This window comes from Leisingera sp. ABM4_103 (genome assembly GCF_056158685.1).
The window spans coordinates 1,474,379-1,491,745 of sequence record NZ_JBSWTU010000005.1 but is presented as its reverse complement, the minus strand read 5'-3'; the positions used below and the strand labels follow the sequence as shown (position 1 = coordinate 1,491,745).

Annotated in this window: 17 protein-coding genes; 10 read left to right on the top strand and 7 right to left on the bottom strand. The window is 60.5% G+C overall.

Going from position 1 to position 17,367, the window contains the following annotated elements:
* Positions 1 to 6: 6 nt before the first annotated feature.
* From ACXAED_RS08755 to ACXAED_RS08745, 3 genes are all read right to left on the bottom strand, one after another.
* Positions 7 to 1,107, bottom strand: a complete 1,101-nt coding sequence (locus ACXAED_RS08755) for an ABC transporter ATP-binding protein (RefSeq protein ID WP_475048814.1) — start codon at positions 1,105 to 1,107, stop codon at positions 7 to 9.
* A gap of 367 nt (positions 1,108 to 1,474) precedes the next feature.
* The gene (locus ACXAED_RS08750; protein WP_475048812.1) at positions 1,475 to 2,869 is read right to left on the bottom strand and encodes an aspartate aminotransferase family protein; all 1,395 of its coding nucleotides are present in this window, start codon (positions 2,867 to 2,869) and stop codon (positions 1,475 to 1,477) included.
* A 66-nt stretch (positions 2,870 to 2,935) separates the two neighbouring features.
* Positions 2,936 to 3,622, bottom strand: coding sequence for a GntR family transcriptional regulator (locus tag ACXAED_RS08745; RefSeq protein WP_475048809.1), 687 nt, complete (start codon positions 3,620 to 3,622; stop codon positions 2,936 to 2,938).
* 141 nt (positions 3,623 to 3,763) lie between these two features.
* Here ACXAED_RS08745 and ACXAED_RS08740 point away from each other — a divergent pair, with 141 nt between their 5' ends.
* From ACXAED_RS08740 to ACXAED_RS08720, 5 genes are all read left to right on the top strand, one after another.
* Positions 3,764 to 4,852 (top strand): polyamine ABC transporter substrate-binding protein, encoded by a 1,089-nt coding sequence (locus tag ACXAED_RS08740; RefSeq protein ID WP_475048806.1) that lies wholly within the window; start codon positions 3,764 to 3,766, stop codon positions 4,850 to 4,852.
* A gap of 117 nt (positions 4,853 to 4,969) precedes the next feature.
* On the top strand, positions 4,970 to 6,097 hold the full coding sequence (locus ACXAED_RS08735; protein ID WP_475048803.1) for an ABC transporter ATP-binding protein: 1,128 nt from the start codon (positions 4,970 to 4,972) through the stop codon (positions 6,095 to 6,097).
* Positions 6,097 to 6,978: an ABC transporter permease subunit gene (locus tag ACXAED_RS08730; RefSeq protein WP_475053067.1), complete on the top strand. Its 882-nt coding sequence runs from the start codon at positions 6,097 to 6,099 to the stop codon at positions 6,976 to 6,978. Before ACXAED_RS08735 ends, ACXAED_RS08730 begins: the two co-directional genes overlap by 1 nt.
* A complete protein-coding gene (locus ACXAED_RS08725; RefSeq protein WP_475048801.1) occupies positions 6,975 to 7,790 on the top strand; it encodes an ABC transporter permease in 816 nt (271 codons plus the stop codon). Before ACXAED_RS08730 ends, ACXAED_RS08725 begins: the two co-directional genes overlap by 4 nt.
* Positions 7,790 to 9,109: an NAD(P)/FAD-dependent oxidoreductase gene (locus tag ACXAED_RS08720; RefSeq protein ID WP_475048798.1), complete on the top strand. Its 1,320-nt coding sequence runs from the start codon at positions 7,790 to 7,792 to the stop codon at positions 9,107 to 9,109. Before ACXAED_RS08725 ends, ACXAED_RS08720 begins: the two co-directional genes overlap by 1 nt.
* On the opposite strand, the gene ACXAED_RS08715 is transcribed toward ACXAED_RS08720, so the two are convergent.
* The 3 genes from ACXAED_RS08715 to fliK form a co-directional block, all read right to left on the bottom strand.
* Positions 9,082 to 9,858: a phosphotransferase gene (locus tag ACXAED_RS08715; RefSeq protein ID WP_475053064.1), complete on the bottom strand. Its 777-nt coding sequence runs from the start codon at positions 9,856 to 9,858 to the stop codon at positions 9,082 to 9,084. The genes ACXAED_RS08720 and ACXAED_RS08715 overlap by 28 nt on opposite strands.
* Before the next feature lie 148 nt (positions 9,859 to 10,006).
* Entirely contained in the window at positions 10,007 to 10,684 is a 678-nt protein-coding gene (locus tag ACXAED_RS08710) for a FlgD immunoglobulin-like domain containing protein (RefSeq protein WP_475048795.1), read from the bottom strand.
* Between the two features lie 4 nt (positions 10,685 to 10,688).
* Positions 10,689 to 12,446 carry a flagellar hook-length control protein FliK gene (fliK, locus tag ACXAED_RS08705; protein ID WP_475048793.1) on the bottom strand — a complete coding sequence of 586 codons (1,758 nt, stop codon included), beginning with the start codon at positions 12,444 to 12,446 and terminating at the stop codon, positions 10,689 to 10,691.
* Positions 12,447 to 12,573: 127 nt separating this feature from the next.
* Between fliK and ACXAED_RS08700 the strand changes: the two genes are divergently transcribed.
* The 5 genes from ACXAED_RS08700 (at position 12,574) to flbT (ending at position 15,088) form a co-directional block, all read left to right on the top strand.
* Complete coding sequence (locus tag ACXAED_RS08700) at positions 12,574 to 12,867, top strand: rod-binding protein (protein WP_475048791.1); 294 nt, start codon at positions 12,574 to 12,576, stop codon at positions 12,865 to 12,867.
* Complete coding sequence (locus ACXAED_RS08695) at positions 12,860 to 13,219, top strand: flagellar biosynthesis protein FlgN (RefSeq protein WP_475048789.1); 360 nt, start codon at positions 12,860 to 12,862, stop codon at positions 13,217 to 13,219. The genes ACXAED_RS08700 and ACXAED_RS08695 overlap by 8 nt, the downstream gene beginning before the upstream one ends.
* 202 nt (positions 13,220 to 13,421) lie before the next feature.
* Positions 13,422 to 14,231 (top strand): flagellin, encoded by an 810-nt coding sequence (locus tag ACXAED_RS08690; protein ID WP_475048786.1) that lies wholly within the window; start codon positions 13,422 to 13,424, stop codon positions 14,229 to 14,231.
* Positions 14,232 to 14,309: 78 nt separating this feature from the next.
* A complete protein-coding gene (gene flaF, locus ACXAED_RS08685; RefSeq protein ID WP_475048783.1) occupies positions 14,310 to 14,681 on the top strand; it encodes a flagellar biosynthesis regulator FlaF in 372 nt (123 codons plus the stop codon).
* A 2-nt stretch (positions 14,682 to 14,683) separates the two neighbouring features.
* On the top strand, positions 14,684 to 15,088 hold the full coding sequence (flbT, locus tag ACXAED_RS08680; RefSeq protein ID WP_027235787.1) for a flagellar biosynthesis repressor FlbT: 405 nt from the start codon (positions 14,684 to 14,686) through the stop codon (positions 15,086 to 15,088).
* Between the two features lie 877 nt (positions 15,089 to 15,965).
* On the opposite strand, the gene ACXAED_RS08675 is transcribed toward flbT, so the two are convergent.
* Positions 15,966 to 17,294, bottom strand: coding sequence for a FliI/YscN family ATPase (locus ACXAED_RS08675; protein ID WP_475048781.1), 1,329 nt, complete (start codon positions 17,292 to 17,294; stop codon positions 15,966 to 15,968).
* Positions 17,295 to 17,367: the final 73 nt, after the last annotated feature.

Sequence of the window (17,367 nt, the reverse complement as noted above, 5' to 3'; positions counted from 1 at the left end):
CGCGGATCAGGCGTCCAGCGCGCGGCAGTCTTCCGGCAGCCAGCCGATTTCGATCTGCTGACCGGGCTGCAGCCGGATTTGGTCCGGGGCGTTCCGGGTCTTGATGATGAATTCATCATTGCCGGCCACCCGCAGACGGGTGCGGAAGATGTCGCCCATATAAATGAACTCCAGCACTTCCGCCTTCAGTGTGTGGACGCCTGCCTGCAGGCGGTCCTTGTTGTATTCCACCCGTTCCGGGCGGATCGAGACGCGGGTGCGCTCACCCGGCTGGGACACGTTGACCGGCTTGCAGTCGATCAGCTCGCCATCGTCCAGCTGGACCAGCGCAATACCGTTTTTGATTTCCTTGACGGTGCCCTCGAGCGTGTTGTTTTCGCCGATGAACTGGGCAACGAAGCTGTTTTCCGGGCTTTCGTACAGCTGGTCCGGCGGCGCGATCTGCTGGATGCGGCCGTCATCGAACACGGCAACCCGGTCCGACATCGTCAGCGCCTCGGTCTGATCGTGGGTCACATAAACCACGGTGATGCCGAGGCGGTGCGCCAGGTGGGTGATTTCAAACTGCATCTTCTCGCGCAGCTGCTTGTCGAGCGCGCCAAGCGGTTCGTCCATCAGCACCAGCTCGGGCTCAAACACCAGTGCGCGGGCCAGGGCAATCCGCTGCTGCTGGCCGCCGGACAGCTGGGCCGGGCGGCGGCCGCCGAATGCGCCCATCTCCACCATGTCCAGTGCCCGCTTCACCTTCTCCTCGCGCTCGGACTTGCCCATGTTGCGGACTTCCAGCGGGAAGGAGAGGTTTTCCGCAATCGTCATATGCGGAAACAGGGCGTAGTTCTGGAACACCATGCCGATGCCGCGTTTGTGCGGCGGGATGTTGTTGATCGAGGTCCCGTCCAGACGGATGTCGCCATGAGTCGCGGTCTCAAACCCGGCCAGCATCATCAGGCAGGTGGTTTTCCCGGACCCCGACGGGCCAAGCATTGTCAGAAATTCGCCCTTGGGCATGGTGAGGTTGAGATCTTTGACAACGAGATTTTCGCCATCGTAGCTCTTTTGGACGCGTTCGAATTCAACGAACGCATCAACGTTTGACGCATCAGCCAAAGCAGGCTCCCCGTAGTTTTGTCATCCGGCAGATTTTCTCTGCGCTTGTTCGAAGTTAATCACACCAAAGCTATCAAGCGCTAGGTATGAAAAAAATATTCTTTCTATGGCGGAGGTACGAAATTCATACTTCGGCACCCTCCCGCTGCAGGTAAGAATATCCTTACGGAACCCTAGTCCCGTTCCGCAAGACAGGATCGGACTTTTTGCGACACCCTTCGGATATTTTGCGCCGCGCCCTGCAATTCACCGGTCCGAAAACGACGCTTTCCAGACCCACACCGAAGGAAACGGCCCGGCAGACAAGCTGCCGGGCCGTGATGAGTCGCTGACTGAACCGGCGCGGCCAAGGCGCCAGGGGAGAGAATCAGGCGCTATGCAGCAGGTCCTGGGCCTTCAGTTCGGCATAGCATTCATCCAGCGATTTGGTGGCACGCTCGATCAGCACGTCGATCTGCTCCGGCGTGATAACCAGCGGCGGCGAGATGATCATCCGGTCGCCCACGTGGCGCATCACCAGATTGTTGGCAAAACAGCGCTCGCGGCAGATGTAGCCGACAGTGCCCGCCTCTGATGCAAACGCGGCGCGGGCTTCCTTGTTCGGCGTCAGGGCTATGGAGCCCATCATGCCGACGATCTTGGCTTCACCGACCAGCGGGTGATCGGTCAGTGCTTCCCATTTCTGCTTGAGATACGGTGCCGCCACATCGCGCACGTGGCCGAGGATGTTCTCCTCTTCCAGGATGCGCAGGTTTTCCAGTGCCACTGCTGCAGCCACCGGGTGGCCGGAATAGGTGTAGCCGTGATTGAATTCATCACCCGCGATCACGGAGGCAATCTCGTCGCTGACGATGGAGCCGCCGATCGGCGCATAGCCGGAGCTGAGGCCCTTGGCGATGGTCATGATGTCGGGGCGGATGTTTAGGGTTTCGCTGCCGAACCAGTTGCCGGTGCGCCCGAAGCCGCAGATCACCTCATCCGCGATAAGCAAGATCTCGTACTTGTCACAGATGCGCTGAATTTCCGGCCAGTAGCTGTCCGGCGGTACGATAACGCCGCCAGCGCCCTGCACCGGCTCGGCGATGAAGGCGGCGACGCGGTCTTCACCCAGCTCCAGAATCGCCTCTTCCAGTTCACGGGCGCGCTGCAGGCCGAACTCCTCCGGCGGCATGTCGCCGCCTTCGGCCCACCAATTCGGCTGGTTGATGTGGTGGATATCCGGAATCGGCATGCCGCCCTGGGCGTGCATGCCGCTCATCCCGCCCAGGGAGCCGCTGCCGACCGAGGAGCCGTGGTATGCATTCTTGCGGCTGATGATCACGGACTTAGACGGCTTGCCCTTCAGCGCCCAGTAATGGCGCACCATGCGGATGTTGGTGTCGTTGGCCTCGGAGCCGGACCCTGCAAAGAACACATTGTTCAAATCACCCGGTGCCAGCTCGGCGATTTTCGCCGCCAGGGCAATCGCCGGCACGTGTGTGGTCTGGAAGAAAGTGTTGTAATAGGGCAGCTCGCGCATCTGGCGGGCTGCGACCTCGGCCAGCTCCTCACGGCCATAGCCGATGTTGACGCACCACAGGCCAGCCATCGCATCGAGGATCTGATGGCCTTCGCTGTCGGTCAAATGCACGCCGTCTGCACGGGTAATGATGCGTGCGCCCTTCTGCGACAGTTCGCCGTTGGCGGTGAACGGGTGCATGTGATGGGCCGCGTCCAGCGCCTGCAGCTCGGCCGTCGGCATGTGGTTGGTGATCACGGTCATGAGACTCGCTCCTGAGAATAACTGATTGGCCCCAGAATATGATCAAATTCTCAAGTGTCAATCGAATCAGTTAGCGCCCTGCAGCCCCTGAACCACATGCTCCATTCCTTCATAGACATCCCGCTCCATCGCCAGAGCAGCCATTTCCGGGTCCTTCCGCCGCAGCGCGTCGAGAATGTCCTTGTGCCGGTCCGGAAAGCTCTGAGTTCCAAGCCGCCCGCTGACAACCCGCAGAGAGGGGCCGAAGCGCAGCCACAGGCGGTCGGCGATGTCGCTGAGAATTGGCGCATTGGCATGCGCGTAGAGCGCTGTGTGAAAGCTGTAGTTTTGCACAAGATAGCCCGCGACATCACCAGTTGCGATGGCCTTGTCGAGCGCATTGTCGATTGCCGCCAACTCCTCGATATCCGCCGGGCAGACTTGCTGTGTGGCACGGCGTGCGAGTTCGCATTCTATTGTTTTTCTGGCAAAAATAAGCTCTTCCAGATCTTCGGGCCCCAGCAGAGGCACTGACACGCGGCGGTTGCCCTGGAACATCAGCGCCCCGTCCGAGATCAGCCGCCGGATCGCCTCGCGCACTGGGGTCATACCCGCCTCCAGCGTCTCCACCAGGCCTTGGATCGTCACCGCCTGGCCGGGCACCAGTTCGCCGAACAGAATTTGCGCCCTGAGCTTTTGATAAACGATCTCATGCGCGGGCAGTTTCGCCGGGTTTTCCTGCGCCGTTGCGGGTGGCGAAGTCGTCTCTGTCACCTGGGGGTTTCCTCCTCGATTTTGGCCAGCTTGCACCATCCTGAGCCAAGTGAAAACATAAAGAGTATTGCCGAACGCGGCAAAACTTGATCAAATCCATTTACAGCCGGACCCTGAAGCCGGCACCACAGGGAGAAATTCATGACACTGAAAACGATGACCATGACCGCCGTCATTGCCCTCGGCTCGGCTGCCGCAGCCGCGGCGGAAGAGGTTCGCGTCTACAATTGGTCCGATTACATTGATGAAAGCCTGCTGGAAAAGTTCGAAGCCGAAACCGGCATCGACCTGATCTATGACGTCTTTGACAGCAACGAGGTTCTGGAGACCAAAATGCTGGCGGGCGGCTCAGGCTATGATGTGGTGGTGCCGACAGGCTCTTTCCTCGCCCGCCAGATCCAGGCCGGCGCGTTCCAGAAGCTGGACATGTCCAAGCTGACCAACAAGGGCAACATGTGGGACGCGATCGAGGAGCGCACCGCGCGCTATGATCCCGGCAACGAGTTTTCAATCAACTACATGTGGGGCACGACTGGCATCGGCGTGAATACCGCCAAGGTCAAGGAAGTGCTGGGAGAGGACGCCCCCATCGACTCGCTGGAGCTGGTGTTCAACCCGGAGAACATGGAAAAGCTGGCAAGCTGCGGCGTGCATTTCCTGGATGCCCCTGACGAGATGATCCCGGCAGCCCTGAAGTATATCGGCGAAGACCCCAACAGCATGGATGCTGACGTTGTGGCAAAAGCCGAGCCTGTGCTGATGGCCGTGCGCCCCTATGTCACCAAGTTCCACAGCTCCGAATACATCAACGCCTTGGCCAATGGCGACATCTGCGTGGCCTTCGGCTGGTCCGGAGACATCCTGCAGGCGCGCGACCGCGCGGACGAAGCGGATAACGGTGTAGAGATCGAATTCAACGCTCCCAAAGAAGGCGCGCTGATGTGGTTCGACCAAATGGCGATCCCGGTCGATGCCCCGAACCCCGAGGGCGCGCACAAGTTCCTGAACTTCATCATGGACGCACAGAACATGGCGACGGCGTCCAACTATGTCTATTACGCCAACGGCAACAAGGCGTCCCAGGAGTTGTTGGAAGAGGATGTGATCGGCGATCCGGCGATCTACCCCAACGAAGAAACCGTCAAGAACCTGTACATCAAGGAAGGCTACCCGCCGAAGGTTCAGCGCAAGGCCACCCGCATGTGGACCAAGGTCAAATCCGGCACCTGATCTGCCGCACATGACCCGCGGGGCGCGCATATGCCGCCCCGCAAACCCTGACGCGCCTGGTTTCCCTCGCGCGGCCAACCAATACATCCGCGCGACACTTCGCAGAAGAGGCCCGGCTTGACTGCTTCCGTATTCGAACCCTGGAACGATCCTGAGGCTAAGCCCCTGATCCACTTCCAGAACGTCACCAAACGATTTGGTGAGTTCACTGCCATCGACAACCTGACCATCGACATCTACGAGCGGGAGTTCTACGCGCTGCTGGGACCGTCAGGCTGCGGCAAGACCACGCTGATGCGGATGCTCGCCGGGTTTGAAACCCCGACCGAGGGCAAGATCTTCCTGGCCGGGCAGGATATCGCCCCGGTGCCCCCCAACAAGCGCGCCGTGAACATGATGTTTCAGTCCTATGCGCTGTTTCCCCATCTGTCGATCTGGGAAAACATCGCCTTTGGTCTGAAGCGCGAGGGGATGCCCAAGCACGATATCAACGACCGGGTCGAGGAGATGCTGCGGCTGACACGGCTGGAAAAATTCGCCCGCCGCAAACCGCATCAGATCTCCGGCGGCCAGCGGCAGCGGGTGGCGCTGGCGCGGTCGCTGGCGAAGGCGCCGAAGCTGCTGCTGCTGGACGAGCCGCTGGGCGCGCTCGACAAGAAGCTGCGCCAGGACACTCAGTTTGAACTGATGGACATTCAGGAAAAGACCGGCACCACCTTTGTGATCGTGACCCACGACCAGGAAGAGGCGATGACGGTTGCTTCCCGCGTGGCGGTTATGGATCACGGCAAGATTGTTCAGGTGGCCACGCCGGACCGGATCTATGAAACGCCGAACTCGGTCTATGTCGCTGACTTCATTGGCGATGTGAACCTGATCGAAGGCACCGCCAAGCCCAATGGCGGCGGCACCTATGCAATGTCCTGGCACGAAGGCCAGCCGCCGCTGAACGTGCAGTCAGCCAATGGGTTTTCCGACGGCCAGAAATGCCATCTGGCGATCCGGCCGGAGAAGGTCTCGATCAGCTCTGAGAAGCCGGCCGCGGCGGACAATTCTGTGCAGGGCCGCATCCTCGACATCGCTTATCTTGGCAATATCTCCACTTATCACGTTGAGCTCCCGACCGGCGCGGTGATCAAGGCGCAGACCGCCAACACCCGCCGCATCGCCCGCCGCGATTTCACCTGGGAAGACACTGTCTGGCTGTCCTGGACCGCCACGGCAGGCGTTCTGCTGGCAGAATGATGCGCCGTTTTGTTCTGATCGCCATCCCCTATGTCTGGCTTCTGGCGCTGTTCCTGGTGCCGTTTGCCATCGTCCTGAAAATCTCACTGTCGGACGCGGCGGTTGCCCGTCCGCCTTATTTCCCTCAGTTCGATTGGGCCGAAGGGATTGCCGCCTTCCTCGCAGAACTCGATTTCGAGAATTTCGTCTGGCTGACCGAGGATGACCTCTACTGGAAGGCGTACCTCAGCTCCCTGAAGATCGCGGCGGTTTCTACCTTCTTCACCTTGCTGGCGGGGTATCCGATTGCGTACGGCATGGCGCGGGCGCCAGAGGAATGGCGGCCAACGCTGATGATGCTGGTGATCCTGCCGTTCTGGACGTCCTTCCTGATCCGCGTCTACGCATGGATGGGTATTCTGTCCAACGAAGGCTTCCTCAACCAATTCCTGATGTGGACCGGGGTGATTTCTGAGCCGCTGACGATCCTCAACACCAACTCCGCGGTTTATATCGGTATCGTCTACACCTACCTGCCGTTCATGATCCTGCCGGTCTATTCGGCGCTGGAACGGCTGGACGGTTCGCTGATCGAAGCCGCCGAGGACCTCGGCTGCTCGCGCTTCACCGCCTTTTGGCTGGTGACGGTGCCGTTGTCGAAAAACGGCATCATCGCCGGCAGTTTCCTGGTGTTCATCCCGGTTCTGGGTGAGTTCGTGATCCCGTCGCTTCTGGGCGGTTCGGACACGCTGATGATCGGCAAAGTGCTGTGGGAAGAGTTCTTCTCCAACCGAGACTGGCCGGTGGCGTCCGCCGTGGCAGTGGTTCTGCTGCTGCTGCTCATCATTCCGATCGTGCTGTTCCAGCGCAATCAGCAGAAACAGCAGGAGGCAGAGCAATGAACCGTATGAGCTGGTTTAACGCCGTATCGCTGACTTTAGGGTTTGCCTTCCTCTACATCCCGATGGTGATTCTGGTCATCTTCAGCTTCAACGAAAGCAAGCTGGTTACCGTCTGGGCCGGATTCTCAACCAAGTGGTACGGCGAGCTGCTGCAGAACGAGGCGTTCCTGAATGCGGCTTGGGTGACCATCAAGGTGGCCGTGTTCTCCTCCACCATGGCAACCGTGCTGGGCACCATTGCAGCCTACGTCCTGGTGCGCGGCGGGCGGTTCATGGGTCGGACGCTGTTTTCCGGCATGATCTATGCGCCGCTGGTGATGCCCGAAGTGATCACCGGCCTGTCGCTGCTCCTTTTGTTCATCGGCATCGGCCTCGACCGCGGCGTGTTCACCATCGTCCTGGCCCATACCACATTCTCAATGTGCTATGTCTCGGTGGTGGTGTCCTCCCGCCTGGTGAGCTTTGACCGCTCGCTGGAGGAAGCTGCGCTGGATCTCGGCTGCTCTCCGGCAGAGGCCTTCCGCCTGGTGACCCTGCCGATCATTGCCCCTGCAGTGATTTCCGGCTGGCTCTTGGCCTTCACCCTGTCGCTTGATGATCTGGTGATTGCCTCCTTCACCTCCGGCCCCTCGGCGACCACCCTGCCGATCAAGATCTTCTCTGCCGTGCGTCTGGGCGTCAGCCCTGAGATCAACGCGCTGTCGACGATCATGATCAGCATCGTCACTATCGGCGTCATCACTGCCTCGCTGGTAACCAAGCACCAGGTGGCGCGTCAGAAACGGGAGGAACAGGCCGCGGTGCGCGCCTGATGCGCAGGATCTTCTCGGATTACACCTATGGTCCCGGCCCGCGCAGCAACTGCTGGTGGGACGAGACCATCGCAGCACCAGACTGGCCGGTGCTGCAGGGGGAGGGGTCCGCCGACGTGGCGATCATCGGCGGCGGCTTTACCGGTGTGTCAGCGGCCCTGCATCTGGCGGAAAGCGGCTTGTCCGTCGCGGTGCTGGAGGCTGAAACTCCCGGCTGGGGCGCCTCTGGCCGCAACGGCGGGTTCTGCTGTCTTGGCGGGTCCAAACTCTCCGGCTCTGCTATGCGCCGCCTGTTTGGAAAACCGGCTGCAGATACCTATGACGCCGGGGAAGAAGCTGCCGTGCATCTGGTGCGGGAGCTGTTGAAGACCCATGGCATACATGCCGACACGCATTCGAACGGGGAAACCCAGCTGGCGCACAGCGAAAAGGCCGCACGCGGCCTGTGGGCACAGGCCGAAACCATGCGCGCGGCAGGAGAGGAGCCGGATTTCCTGACCCGGGAGCAACTGGCGAACAGAGGGCTGAACGGCAATTTCTATGCAGCGCTGACAACGCCGGCGGGCTTTGCCCTGAACCCGCGGAAATACCTGTTCGGCCTGGCCAAGGCTGCCCAAAGCGCCGGTGCCAATCTGTATCAGCACAGTGCTGCCCAGTCGGTGCAGCAGGACCGCGGTAGATATAGAATAGATACTAAGCAGGGTTGTTTGCGGGCAGCCAAGGTCATCATCGCCACCAATGGCTACTCCTCCGAGGATCTTCCCGGCTGGCTGGCCGGACGGTATATGCCTGCACAGTCCACCGTCATGGTGACCCGCCCGCTGAAAGACGCGGAGCTGCAGGCGCAGGGCTGGTTCTCGCATCAGATGGCCTATGACACCCGTAACCTGCTGCACTATTTCCGGCTGATGCCGGACCGGCGTTTCCTGTTCGGAATGCGCGGCGGACTGTTGGCATCGCCCCGGGCCGAGGCCGCGATCCGGCGCAATCTGCGGCGGGATTTCGAGGCTATGTTCCCGGCGTGGCATGCTGTGGAAACCACCCACTGCTGGTCCGGCATGGTCTGCCTGTCCCGAAATCTGGTTCCCTACGTCGGGCCGGTTCCAGAAATGCCGGGCATGTATGCGGGCCTTTGCTATCACGGCAACGGTGTTGCCATGGGCAGCTATGCCGGGCGGCTGCTGAGCGATCTGGTGCAAGGACGGACGCCTGACCTGCCCTATTCTCCCGTGATGCAGAAAATGGCCCGCTTCCCCTTGGGCCGTGCCCGCCGGGTCCTGATGCCACCTGCCTATGCGCTGCTTGGCCTGATGGACTGAAGCGCCGCGGTCTCCAGCTCATACGCCTGCCGGTCCTTTCCGCCGCCGCGTTCGGCCCGCCACAGGCAGTAGGCCGCCATACGCCAATGGAACCACGGTTTCAGCGCCAGAACCCGGCCGGCAATCCGCGGATCCGGGTAGGCCTCAAGAAAGCTGTCCTCCTCCGCCTTCGACAAGGGCGCTCCACGATACATCAGCTGCATGGCGGGCGAAAGGAACAGTGCAAGATCCTCCGCCGGGTCACCGATCTGCGGGCATTGCCAGTCGATCAGCGTTAGCGTGCCGTCATGCGCCAGCAGGTTGCCGGGCACCGGGTCGCCGTGGATCAGCACCGGCTGCGGCAGCGGCGGAACCTGCCCCAGAGGTCGCAATTCCGCGAGCTGATCCCTGTCCCGGCAGTTTTTCAGAATCTCAAAGGTCTGGATCTCAAGCGCCTCGCTGCCGTTCACGCCCTGCGGCATTCCTGGCGGCGGCGCCACATCGTGCAGGCGCCCCAGCAGTTGCGCAACATGGCCTGTATCCTGCTGCCAGGGGCTGCCGTTGACATGGGCATAGCCCAGCCACCTGCGTCCTTCGAAAACACCAGACTGCACCAGCGGCGGCACCATTCCTGTGCCGGAGAGCGCCGTCAGCACCGCAATCTCCCGCGCCGGGTCGTTGGCAAACAGCGGGTTGCTGCCATCCGCCGCGAACAGCTTGATCACCAGCCCGCCGGCCCGCCAGACATGGTTCGAACGCCCCCCGGCCAGCCGCCGGGGCGCGGGAACATGCAGGCCCGTTGCGGACAAATGCGCAAAGAGGCGGGCTTCGAACGTGTCAGGCAGCGGTTGCAGGGCGGTCTCCGGTGTTATGCCGCCCTGTTCTTAGCCAGTTTTATTGCCTGCGGATACCGCCGGATCACCCTTGCGGATCGCGAAGAGCGCTGACCGAAGACGCCAGGACCACAGAACCGCCTTCGGTAATCAGGCCCACATCGCCGCCCTGCATCCGGGTTTCGTTCACCTTGAAATAGATCTCGGCATATTCCTGCAGAATGAGTTCGTCGTCCTTCCTGCTTTCGATAACGAACTTGTATTCCCCTGTCTCCAGCGGGTTGCCGTCGTCATCCAGCCCATTCCACTGGTACGGCTCGGCCGAAACCGGCAGAGTGACACGCTGCACCTCGGTGCCGTTGGCGTCCTCTACGACCAAAGTCACCGAATCAGCGGCAGCAGCCGGATTGGGCGCAATGGTGATCTCATTGCTGCCGTCGAAATAGCCCGGTGCCACGCCCCGCGCCTCCATCCCGACCCAGCCGGACAGCGCCGCCATGTTGGCCAGACCAAGCTGGGATTGGAGCCCTTCCAGCAAGGTGTTGCTCTTGGTCTGCTGCTCTACCATCGAGAACTGCGCCAGCTGGGCGGCATATTCGGTCGAATCGAGCGGCTCCAGCGGATCCTGATTTGTCGCCTGTGCCGTCAGCATTTTCACGAAGGTTTCAAAATCGGACGTCAGCCCGGAGGTCTGCTGGGAAGCCGCCGGCTGAAGGGTGGATTGTGCTGCGGTGCTGCCCGCGGAAGTGACTGCTGTTGTCATGTGATCAGACCCTCATATCCACGCCGGTTTCACCCAGCCGGAGGTTTTGCGTAATTGTGGCGGCGCCATCCGACGCGTCGGCGCTGTTCGTTCCTGCGCCACCAGCAGCTGAACCGGTGCCGCCATCGGCGTCATCCGCGGACTGGCCGCCTGTTTGGCCGCCGCTGAATTCAAAGGAAATGTCGTCATAGCCCATGCGGCGGAATTCCTCCGCCAGTTCATGGATATGCCGGCGCATCAGGTCGCCGGTCTCCGGACGCTCGGTTTGAATGATCATCGTGATGCCCGTCTCGCTAGCCACCACGCGCATTTTCACGTGGCCCAGTTCCTGCGGGTTCAGCGAAACTTCAACTTTCTGCTCGCCTTTGGCCGCAAAAGCCTCAGCCAGCTGCGCCGCTACCATGCGCGGCGTCTCCGGCCGGTGAACCGTGCCTGTGCCGATGGAGGCCTCCGTGAGCAATTGCGTCAGCCCCGGAACCTCACCGGACAGCCCAAACGCGCCTGGCGCCAGGTCCTCGGACCCGGACAGCAGTTCCGTACCAAGCGAAGCGGTGCCGAGCCCGCCGGCCATCAGCGGTTGAAGAATGGCAGTGGCCGGCTGGAGCGGCTGCGGCGCTGTCATAGCCGGGGCTGAGCGGATTTCTCCGCCCTTGAACGCGCCGGAAGTCAACCTGCCACTCTCAGCCGCCTCAGCATCCGAAGGGGCTTCGCTGGTAATCACCGCTGATTCTGTTTCAGCTTTCAGCCCGGTCCCCTTTGGCGCAGTTTGACCAGCTGCAGCTGCCTGCATGATACCTGGCGCAACTGGCATGCCCGAATTTACCGATCCGTCAGGCCGTGCGGACGTTTGCTGGCCGTCTGCCTGCAGGACTTGAGATTTGATATCCGCAGTTGCGAAGACAGGATGTGCCTGAGCCGCCGCTCCGGCTGTTCCTCCCTGTGCGGGGGCTACGCTGGATTGCTGCCCCCCAGCTTGGGGTTGAGCGTGAGCAATACCAACTGCTTTGACCGGCGCTTCCAGGGGAACGCGGGCGGTACCAGCAGCCTCTGTTGCTCCTTCGACCCGCGGATTCGCAGAGGTGATACTGCGCTCAGCTGCATTGCTGCCAAGGACAGCTTCCGCCTGAAATGATCCAGAAGCCTGGGCTTGAGCGGATCCTTCGTTTGTCACGATCCGGCCACCGTTTTCAGCCGCCTGGTTTTCTCCCAGTGCGGAACTGCCTGCCGATTTTGCCCCGGCAGATGCGGATGCGGAAAGCTGTGCCTCATCACTGTGTCCGCCAGACAAACGCCCGGCGCCAGAGGGAAGATCAACCCTGCCTGGGTGTTCACCGCCTTCTGCTTCAGCTGCGGAGGCAGTGCGAGCTTGCCCATCCTCATCAGGACCGATGGCAGGCCGCTCCACGACATTTGCAACCGGGGCTTCTGAAGCATCAAAGTTCGCAGTATCAACCGCCGGATCTACCTCCGCTTCGGTCTCGGAATGCCCGGCTTCGGTCTTTGTAAGTTCCGCCGCCGCCTCATCCAATTCGGCTTCAGACCCTTTTGAGCGGGCGGTGTCTGATTCGGCTTTGGCGCTCGTCTCAGCCGGCTCGCCCTTGCCTGAAACGGTTTCACCAGCCTCGCTTTCACGCCCTGGCTGGGACGCAACATGATCGGCAAAGCTATTGGAATTGGTAGATTTTCTGGATGACTCCCCGGTCGCGGCCGGCGTCTTGCCAACAGAACCGGCTTCAAAGCCAAGGATTGAATTCATCATCATGATTGTCTTCCGGACATTCTATCTCGACCCGGACAGACTTATCCCAAAGCGGTTACGGCAATTTTAACCGGTTCCGGCGCAGTTTTAGAAAATCGATGAAATTCGACGTTAAACCGGAGAACCGGACATGCCAGATCTATTGCCCACCCCGCTGCAGACTGCATCTGCAGCTTCCAAAGCACGGCCTGCAGCCAGCGATCCGCTGCGAGAGGCTGCTATCGAGCTGGAAGCCTCCTTTCTTGCGCAAATGCTGAAATCCGCAGGCCTTGGCGAATCCCGCGAAGGGTTTGGCGGCGGCGCAGGCGAAGACCAGTTTTCCAGCTTTCTCATCCGCGAACAAGCCAATCAGATCGCCCGCTCCGGCGGCATCGGTCTGGCCGAATCGCTTTATCACGCATTGAAGGAGACCCAAGGTGAGTGACTCGAAACCGCAAAAGCTCATTGATGAGCTGGATCAAATCCTCGACCGAGAACGCGCCGCATTGATGGCAGGAGAGCTGCCCAAACTGGAAGAGCTCCTCGCCAAGAAGGAAAAGGTGATCGGCAAGCTGAATTCCGTTTCAGAACTGGAACGCGAGTCTCTGGCGCAGGTTCAAACCAAGGTAACCCGCAATCAGCAGCTCTTGGACAGCGCGATGGACGGTATCCGGTCGGTTGCCGCCCGCATGGCCGAACTGCGCCGAATCCGGAAAGGTCTGGACGTTTATGACCAGGCCGGACGCAGGAACCGCTATGGCACGCGCGGCGGAGCAAAGCTGGAAAAACGTGCCTGATGCAATTTTGGGAAAATTCTAAAAAACCAAATGCCGGTATTAGCACTCCCTTAGCAACTCCTGCGCCAAAGTCGCTTTGCACCTCATGAGGGGTGGCGCGGAAGCCGGACGGCGGAACGCACAGTCAGAAAGACGTCAATCAACGCCCCGCCGGGGCACAGAATACCGGGGCTAAAGCGCCCCACAGCTAAAGGAAAAAGCTATGACCAGCATTCTGACCAACAACGGCGCAATGGTTGCTTTGCAGACTCTGAAGACTGTGAACAACGATCTGGAAGAAACCCAAAACCAGATCTCGACCGGTAAAGAAGTCGGCAGCGCTAAGGACAATTCGGCTGTTTGGGCGATCTCCAAGTCGATGGAATCGGACATCCAGGCGTATGAAGCCGTGGGTGATGCGCTCGACTTTGGTGAAGCCACTGTGGCTGTTGCCTCCTCCGGCATGGAGCAGATCGTCGAAACCCTGAAGGAAATGCGTGAGCTGGTGGTGTCCGGCGTTTCCGAGAACGTGGACCATGGTAAGATCGAAGGCGACCTGGCGAAGAAGCGTGAACAGATCGACTCCATCATCTCGTCCGCGTCCTTCAACGGCGCCAACCTGCTGGACACTTCCGGTGCAACGCAGCTGAATGTTCTGGGTGGCCTGGACACGACCACTGACATCATTCAGGTCAATCACATTGACGCTGCCACCAGCATCTCCGGCGCTATGGGTAACACCCTCAACTCGACCAACGCCACTACCATTCTGGGTGAGATCGAGACTGCGCTGACCTTTGCGATCGACAGCGCCGCTCAGCTGGGTGCGGATAGCAACCGTCTGTCCGACCAGAGCTCGTTTGTGTCCAAGCTGAACGACTCGCTGAAATCCGGCGTCAGCACAATGAGCGACACCAACATGGAAGAGGCGTCCGCCCGGTTGAAGGCCCTGCAGACCCAGCAGCAGCTGGCGGTGCAGTCGCTGACCATTGCGAACCAGGCGCCGTCCACCTTGCAGCAGCTGTTCCGTTAACAATCCCTACCGGGGCGCGCATAGCGCCCCGGTCTTCCCCTCTCAGAGAATCTGAAGAATAATACGTTAGGAAAACACGTGAATGCCCTTCTGAAGGCGAAGAGTGCCTATTCGGCGGCAAATGCCCCGACCCGGACAGCAAAAAACTTTGAATACGAAGTGGTTACCCGCGTTACCCGCCGGTTGATCACGGCTGCGCAGAAAGGCGGCGATGAGTTTAATGAACTTGCTCAGGCATTGAACGACAACCGCAAGCTTTGGTCGATTTTCACGGCGGATCTCGCAATGAAAAGCAACCCCTTGCCGGATGATCTCAAGCGGAATCTCTTCGAATTGGCGGAATTCACGAGACAACACACCAGCAAAGTGCTTCAGCGCAAGGCCAATGTGCGGCCCCTGGTGGAAATCAATACGGCCATCCTGCGTGGCCTCCGCAGCGGAGCTTCCTGAATATGAGCGGACTTGTCCTGAAACTCGCCCCCAAGGAGCGTGTCCTTGTAAATGGCGCGGTGATTGAGAACGGCGACCGCCGCAGCCGCCTGTCCATTGTAACCCCGGATGCCAACATCTTGCGCCTGCGCGATGCCATCCACCCCGAAGAGGCCAATACGCCGGTGCGCCGTGTATGTTATGCCGCGCAGCTTATCCTGTCCGGCGATGCCGACCCGGAGGAAGAGCGTCTGCCAATGCTGCGCCGGATCGAAGAGCTGAGCCAGGTCTTCACTGACCCCGACAGCCGCGCCTCTCTGGCAGAGGCAACTGACGCCCTGATCGGTAACAACCACTACCGGTGCCTGAAGGCGCTGCGCACGTTGCTGGCACGTGAAGACCGGCTGTTCGCGGTTCGCCCGTCCTGATCCTTGCAGCCCGTCCTGCCAGACACAGGTAATGCGGGCTGAAGCTTACCCCAGGCCACGTACGGCAAACAGTTCTCAATGTTCAAGCAGGATGCAATCCTGCCGCGCGTGTCCGATCGCGTTCTGAATAACATCGGCCATGTCCAAAGCGCCGGGGACCAGATCAGCGGTCCCCGGCGTTTTTGCTGCGTGCAAGGCAGGTTTGGCCTGAAAGGTGAAAACTCCTAAGCAGCTTTAAGGATCAAATCTCTCCGGAGAGTGACGCTGCCTATAAGCCAATGGCAAAGTGCACAATCTGTGCCCGTTCCGGACATCCCGCAACGGTGTTCGAATTGGCTCGATACCGTAGATAAGAACTGACGAAGCCAAGCCAGTGCTCAATCCGGTCGTCACTAGCCAGGTGCAACACTGCCAAGCGGCCAGGAACTGGATCATCCGTAGCAGGTTGCGATGTGCGCCAGACGAGAATTATCCAGCCTAGGGGAAGTCAGTACGCAAAGAAATCGCAAAAAGATGAAACTTAATCTGTCAGCCCGCCTTGCGTGGACATTGGGAAACTGTGCCGGAGCCGCCGCCGAGACCGGGCTAAACCGGCTCCTGCCGGCGGTTGGGCATCTTTAGTGAAACGCCCCTAGCGCTACTCGAGACCGATGACACTACCTAAGATTGTATCCTGGAGAGTATGAAGAGCTAGTCAAAACCATTTAGATCCGGGAAAAGCCGTCGGCTTCGAGGAAAGCAATTCCTCAGCTTAAACAGCTTCTCCGCTACTGACATGCTGGTCAGCCTGTCCCGCAGCCCCGCCGTCTGAAAGCGACGCCACGGCAATGGCGCCAGACGCCGCTTTCATCAGGTTCCTTGAAACAAGAATTGGCCGTCAGCGCCCAGCCTTTGCGCGCCGCAGCAGCAGAAGCAGGCGATTGAAACTGCTGGTGATCCCCTCCGGGTCCTCGCGGCCAAAGAAGGCATCCAGTTCGGGCCAAAGCTTGACCGCCTGATCCAGCACAGCGTCGTTGCCTTCTGCGTAAAGCCCGGCCCGGATCATCACCTCGGATTGCTCATAGGCGCCCAGGAATTTGCGCACCTGCTGGATTGCCTCGTTTTCATCGGGCGTGGCCGCGGCTGGCAGGCTGCGGGAGACCGAGCGAGAGACGTCGATCGCCGGGAAGCGGCCGCGCTCGGCGATTTCCCGGCTCAGGACGATATGCCCGTCCAGCACCCCGCGCAGGATATCGGCGATCGGCTCGTCCATGTCGGAGCCCGCCACCAGAACGCTGAAAACGGCGGTGATATCGCCCTGACCCTCGCCGCCAGGGCCAGCGCGTTCGCACAATCCGGTGATCAGCGGAGTCACCGAGGGCGGGTAGCCGCGCAATGCAGGCGCCTCTCCCGAAGCGGCGGAGATTTCCCGGTGCGCCTCGGCAAAGCGGGTCACAAAGTCGGCCAGGAACAACACATTCTTGCCCTGGTCGCGGAAGTGCTCCGCCACCGTCATGGCAGCCCAGGCACAGCGGCGCCGGACCAGTGCCGACTGATCGGAGGTTGCGGCCACCACCACAGCCCGGCGCATGCCTTCGGGACCCAGGACATCCTCGACAAAGTGATTCACTTCGCGGCCGCGCTCACCGATCAGAGCCATCACCACAACATCGGCTTCCATGTACCGCGCCAACTTGGCCAGGAGAGAGGATTTCCCAACCCCGGAACCTGCAAACAAGCCAACACGCTGGCCGCGCACAACCGGAAGAATCGTGTTCAGCAGTGCATGGCCAGTGGCCAGCCGCTCTCCCATGGCCCGCCGTCCGGCGGCCTTGGGGGGCGGCGCCATCAGATTCCTCGGAGCCGAGCCCGGCAGCATCGGGCGGCCGTCCAATGGCTCACCAAAGGGATCAATCACCCGGCCAATCCAGTGATCGCTGGGCGCGAACTCCGGCGACGGATGCAGCAGAACCGCATCGCCGATTGCTGCGCCGTCGGGAGCCCGGTCAGGCAACATACTGATATTATTACCGCTAATCTTGAGAACTTCGCCGTGCAGCTCATCATTTGGGCCACGGCGCAGCACCAGCCGGTCACCGATCCTGGCAGCAGACGCCAGCCCGCTGACTTCGATCTCCCCGCCCGAGATTCCCGTCACCCTGCCCATCTGCGTCGCCAGGTGCTTACTGGCGATTTGGCGGGTCAGTGCTTGCAGCTCTGCTTTCATTGCGGCGCTCTCCATTGGTGTCCTGAAAACAATTTCTAAAGGAATCGGGGTTAAGCCTTGATTGAAATCGATC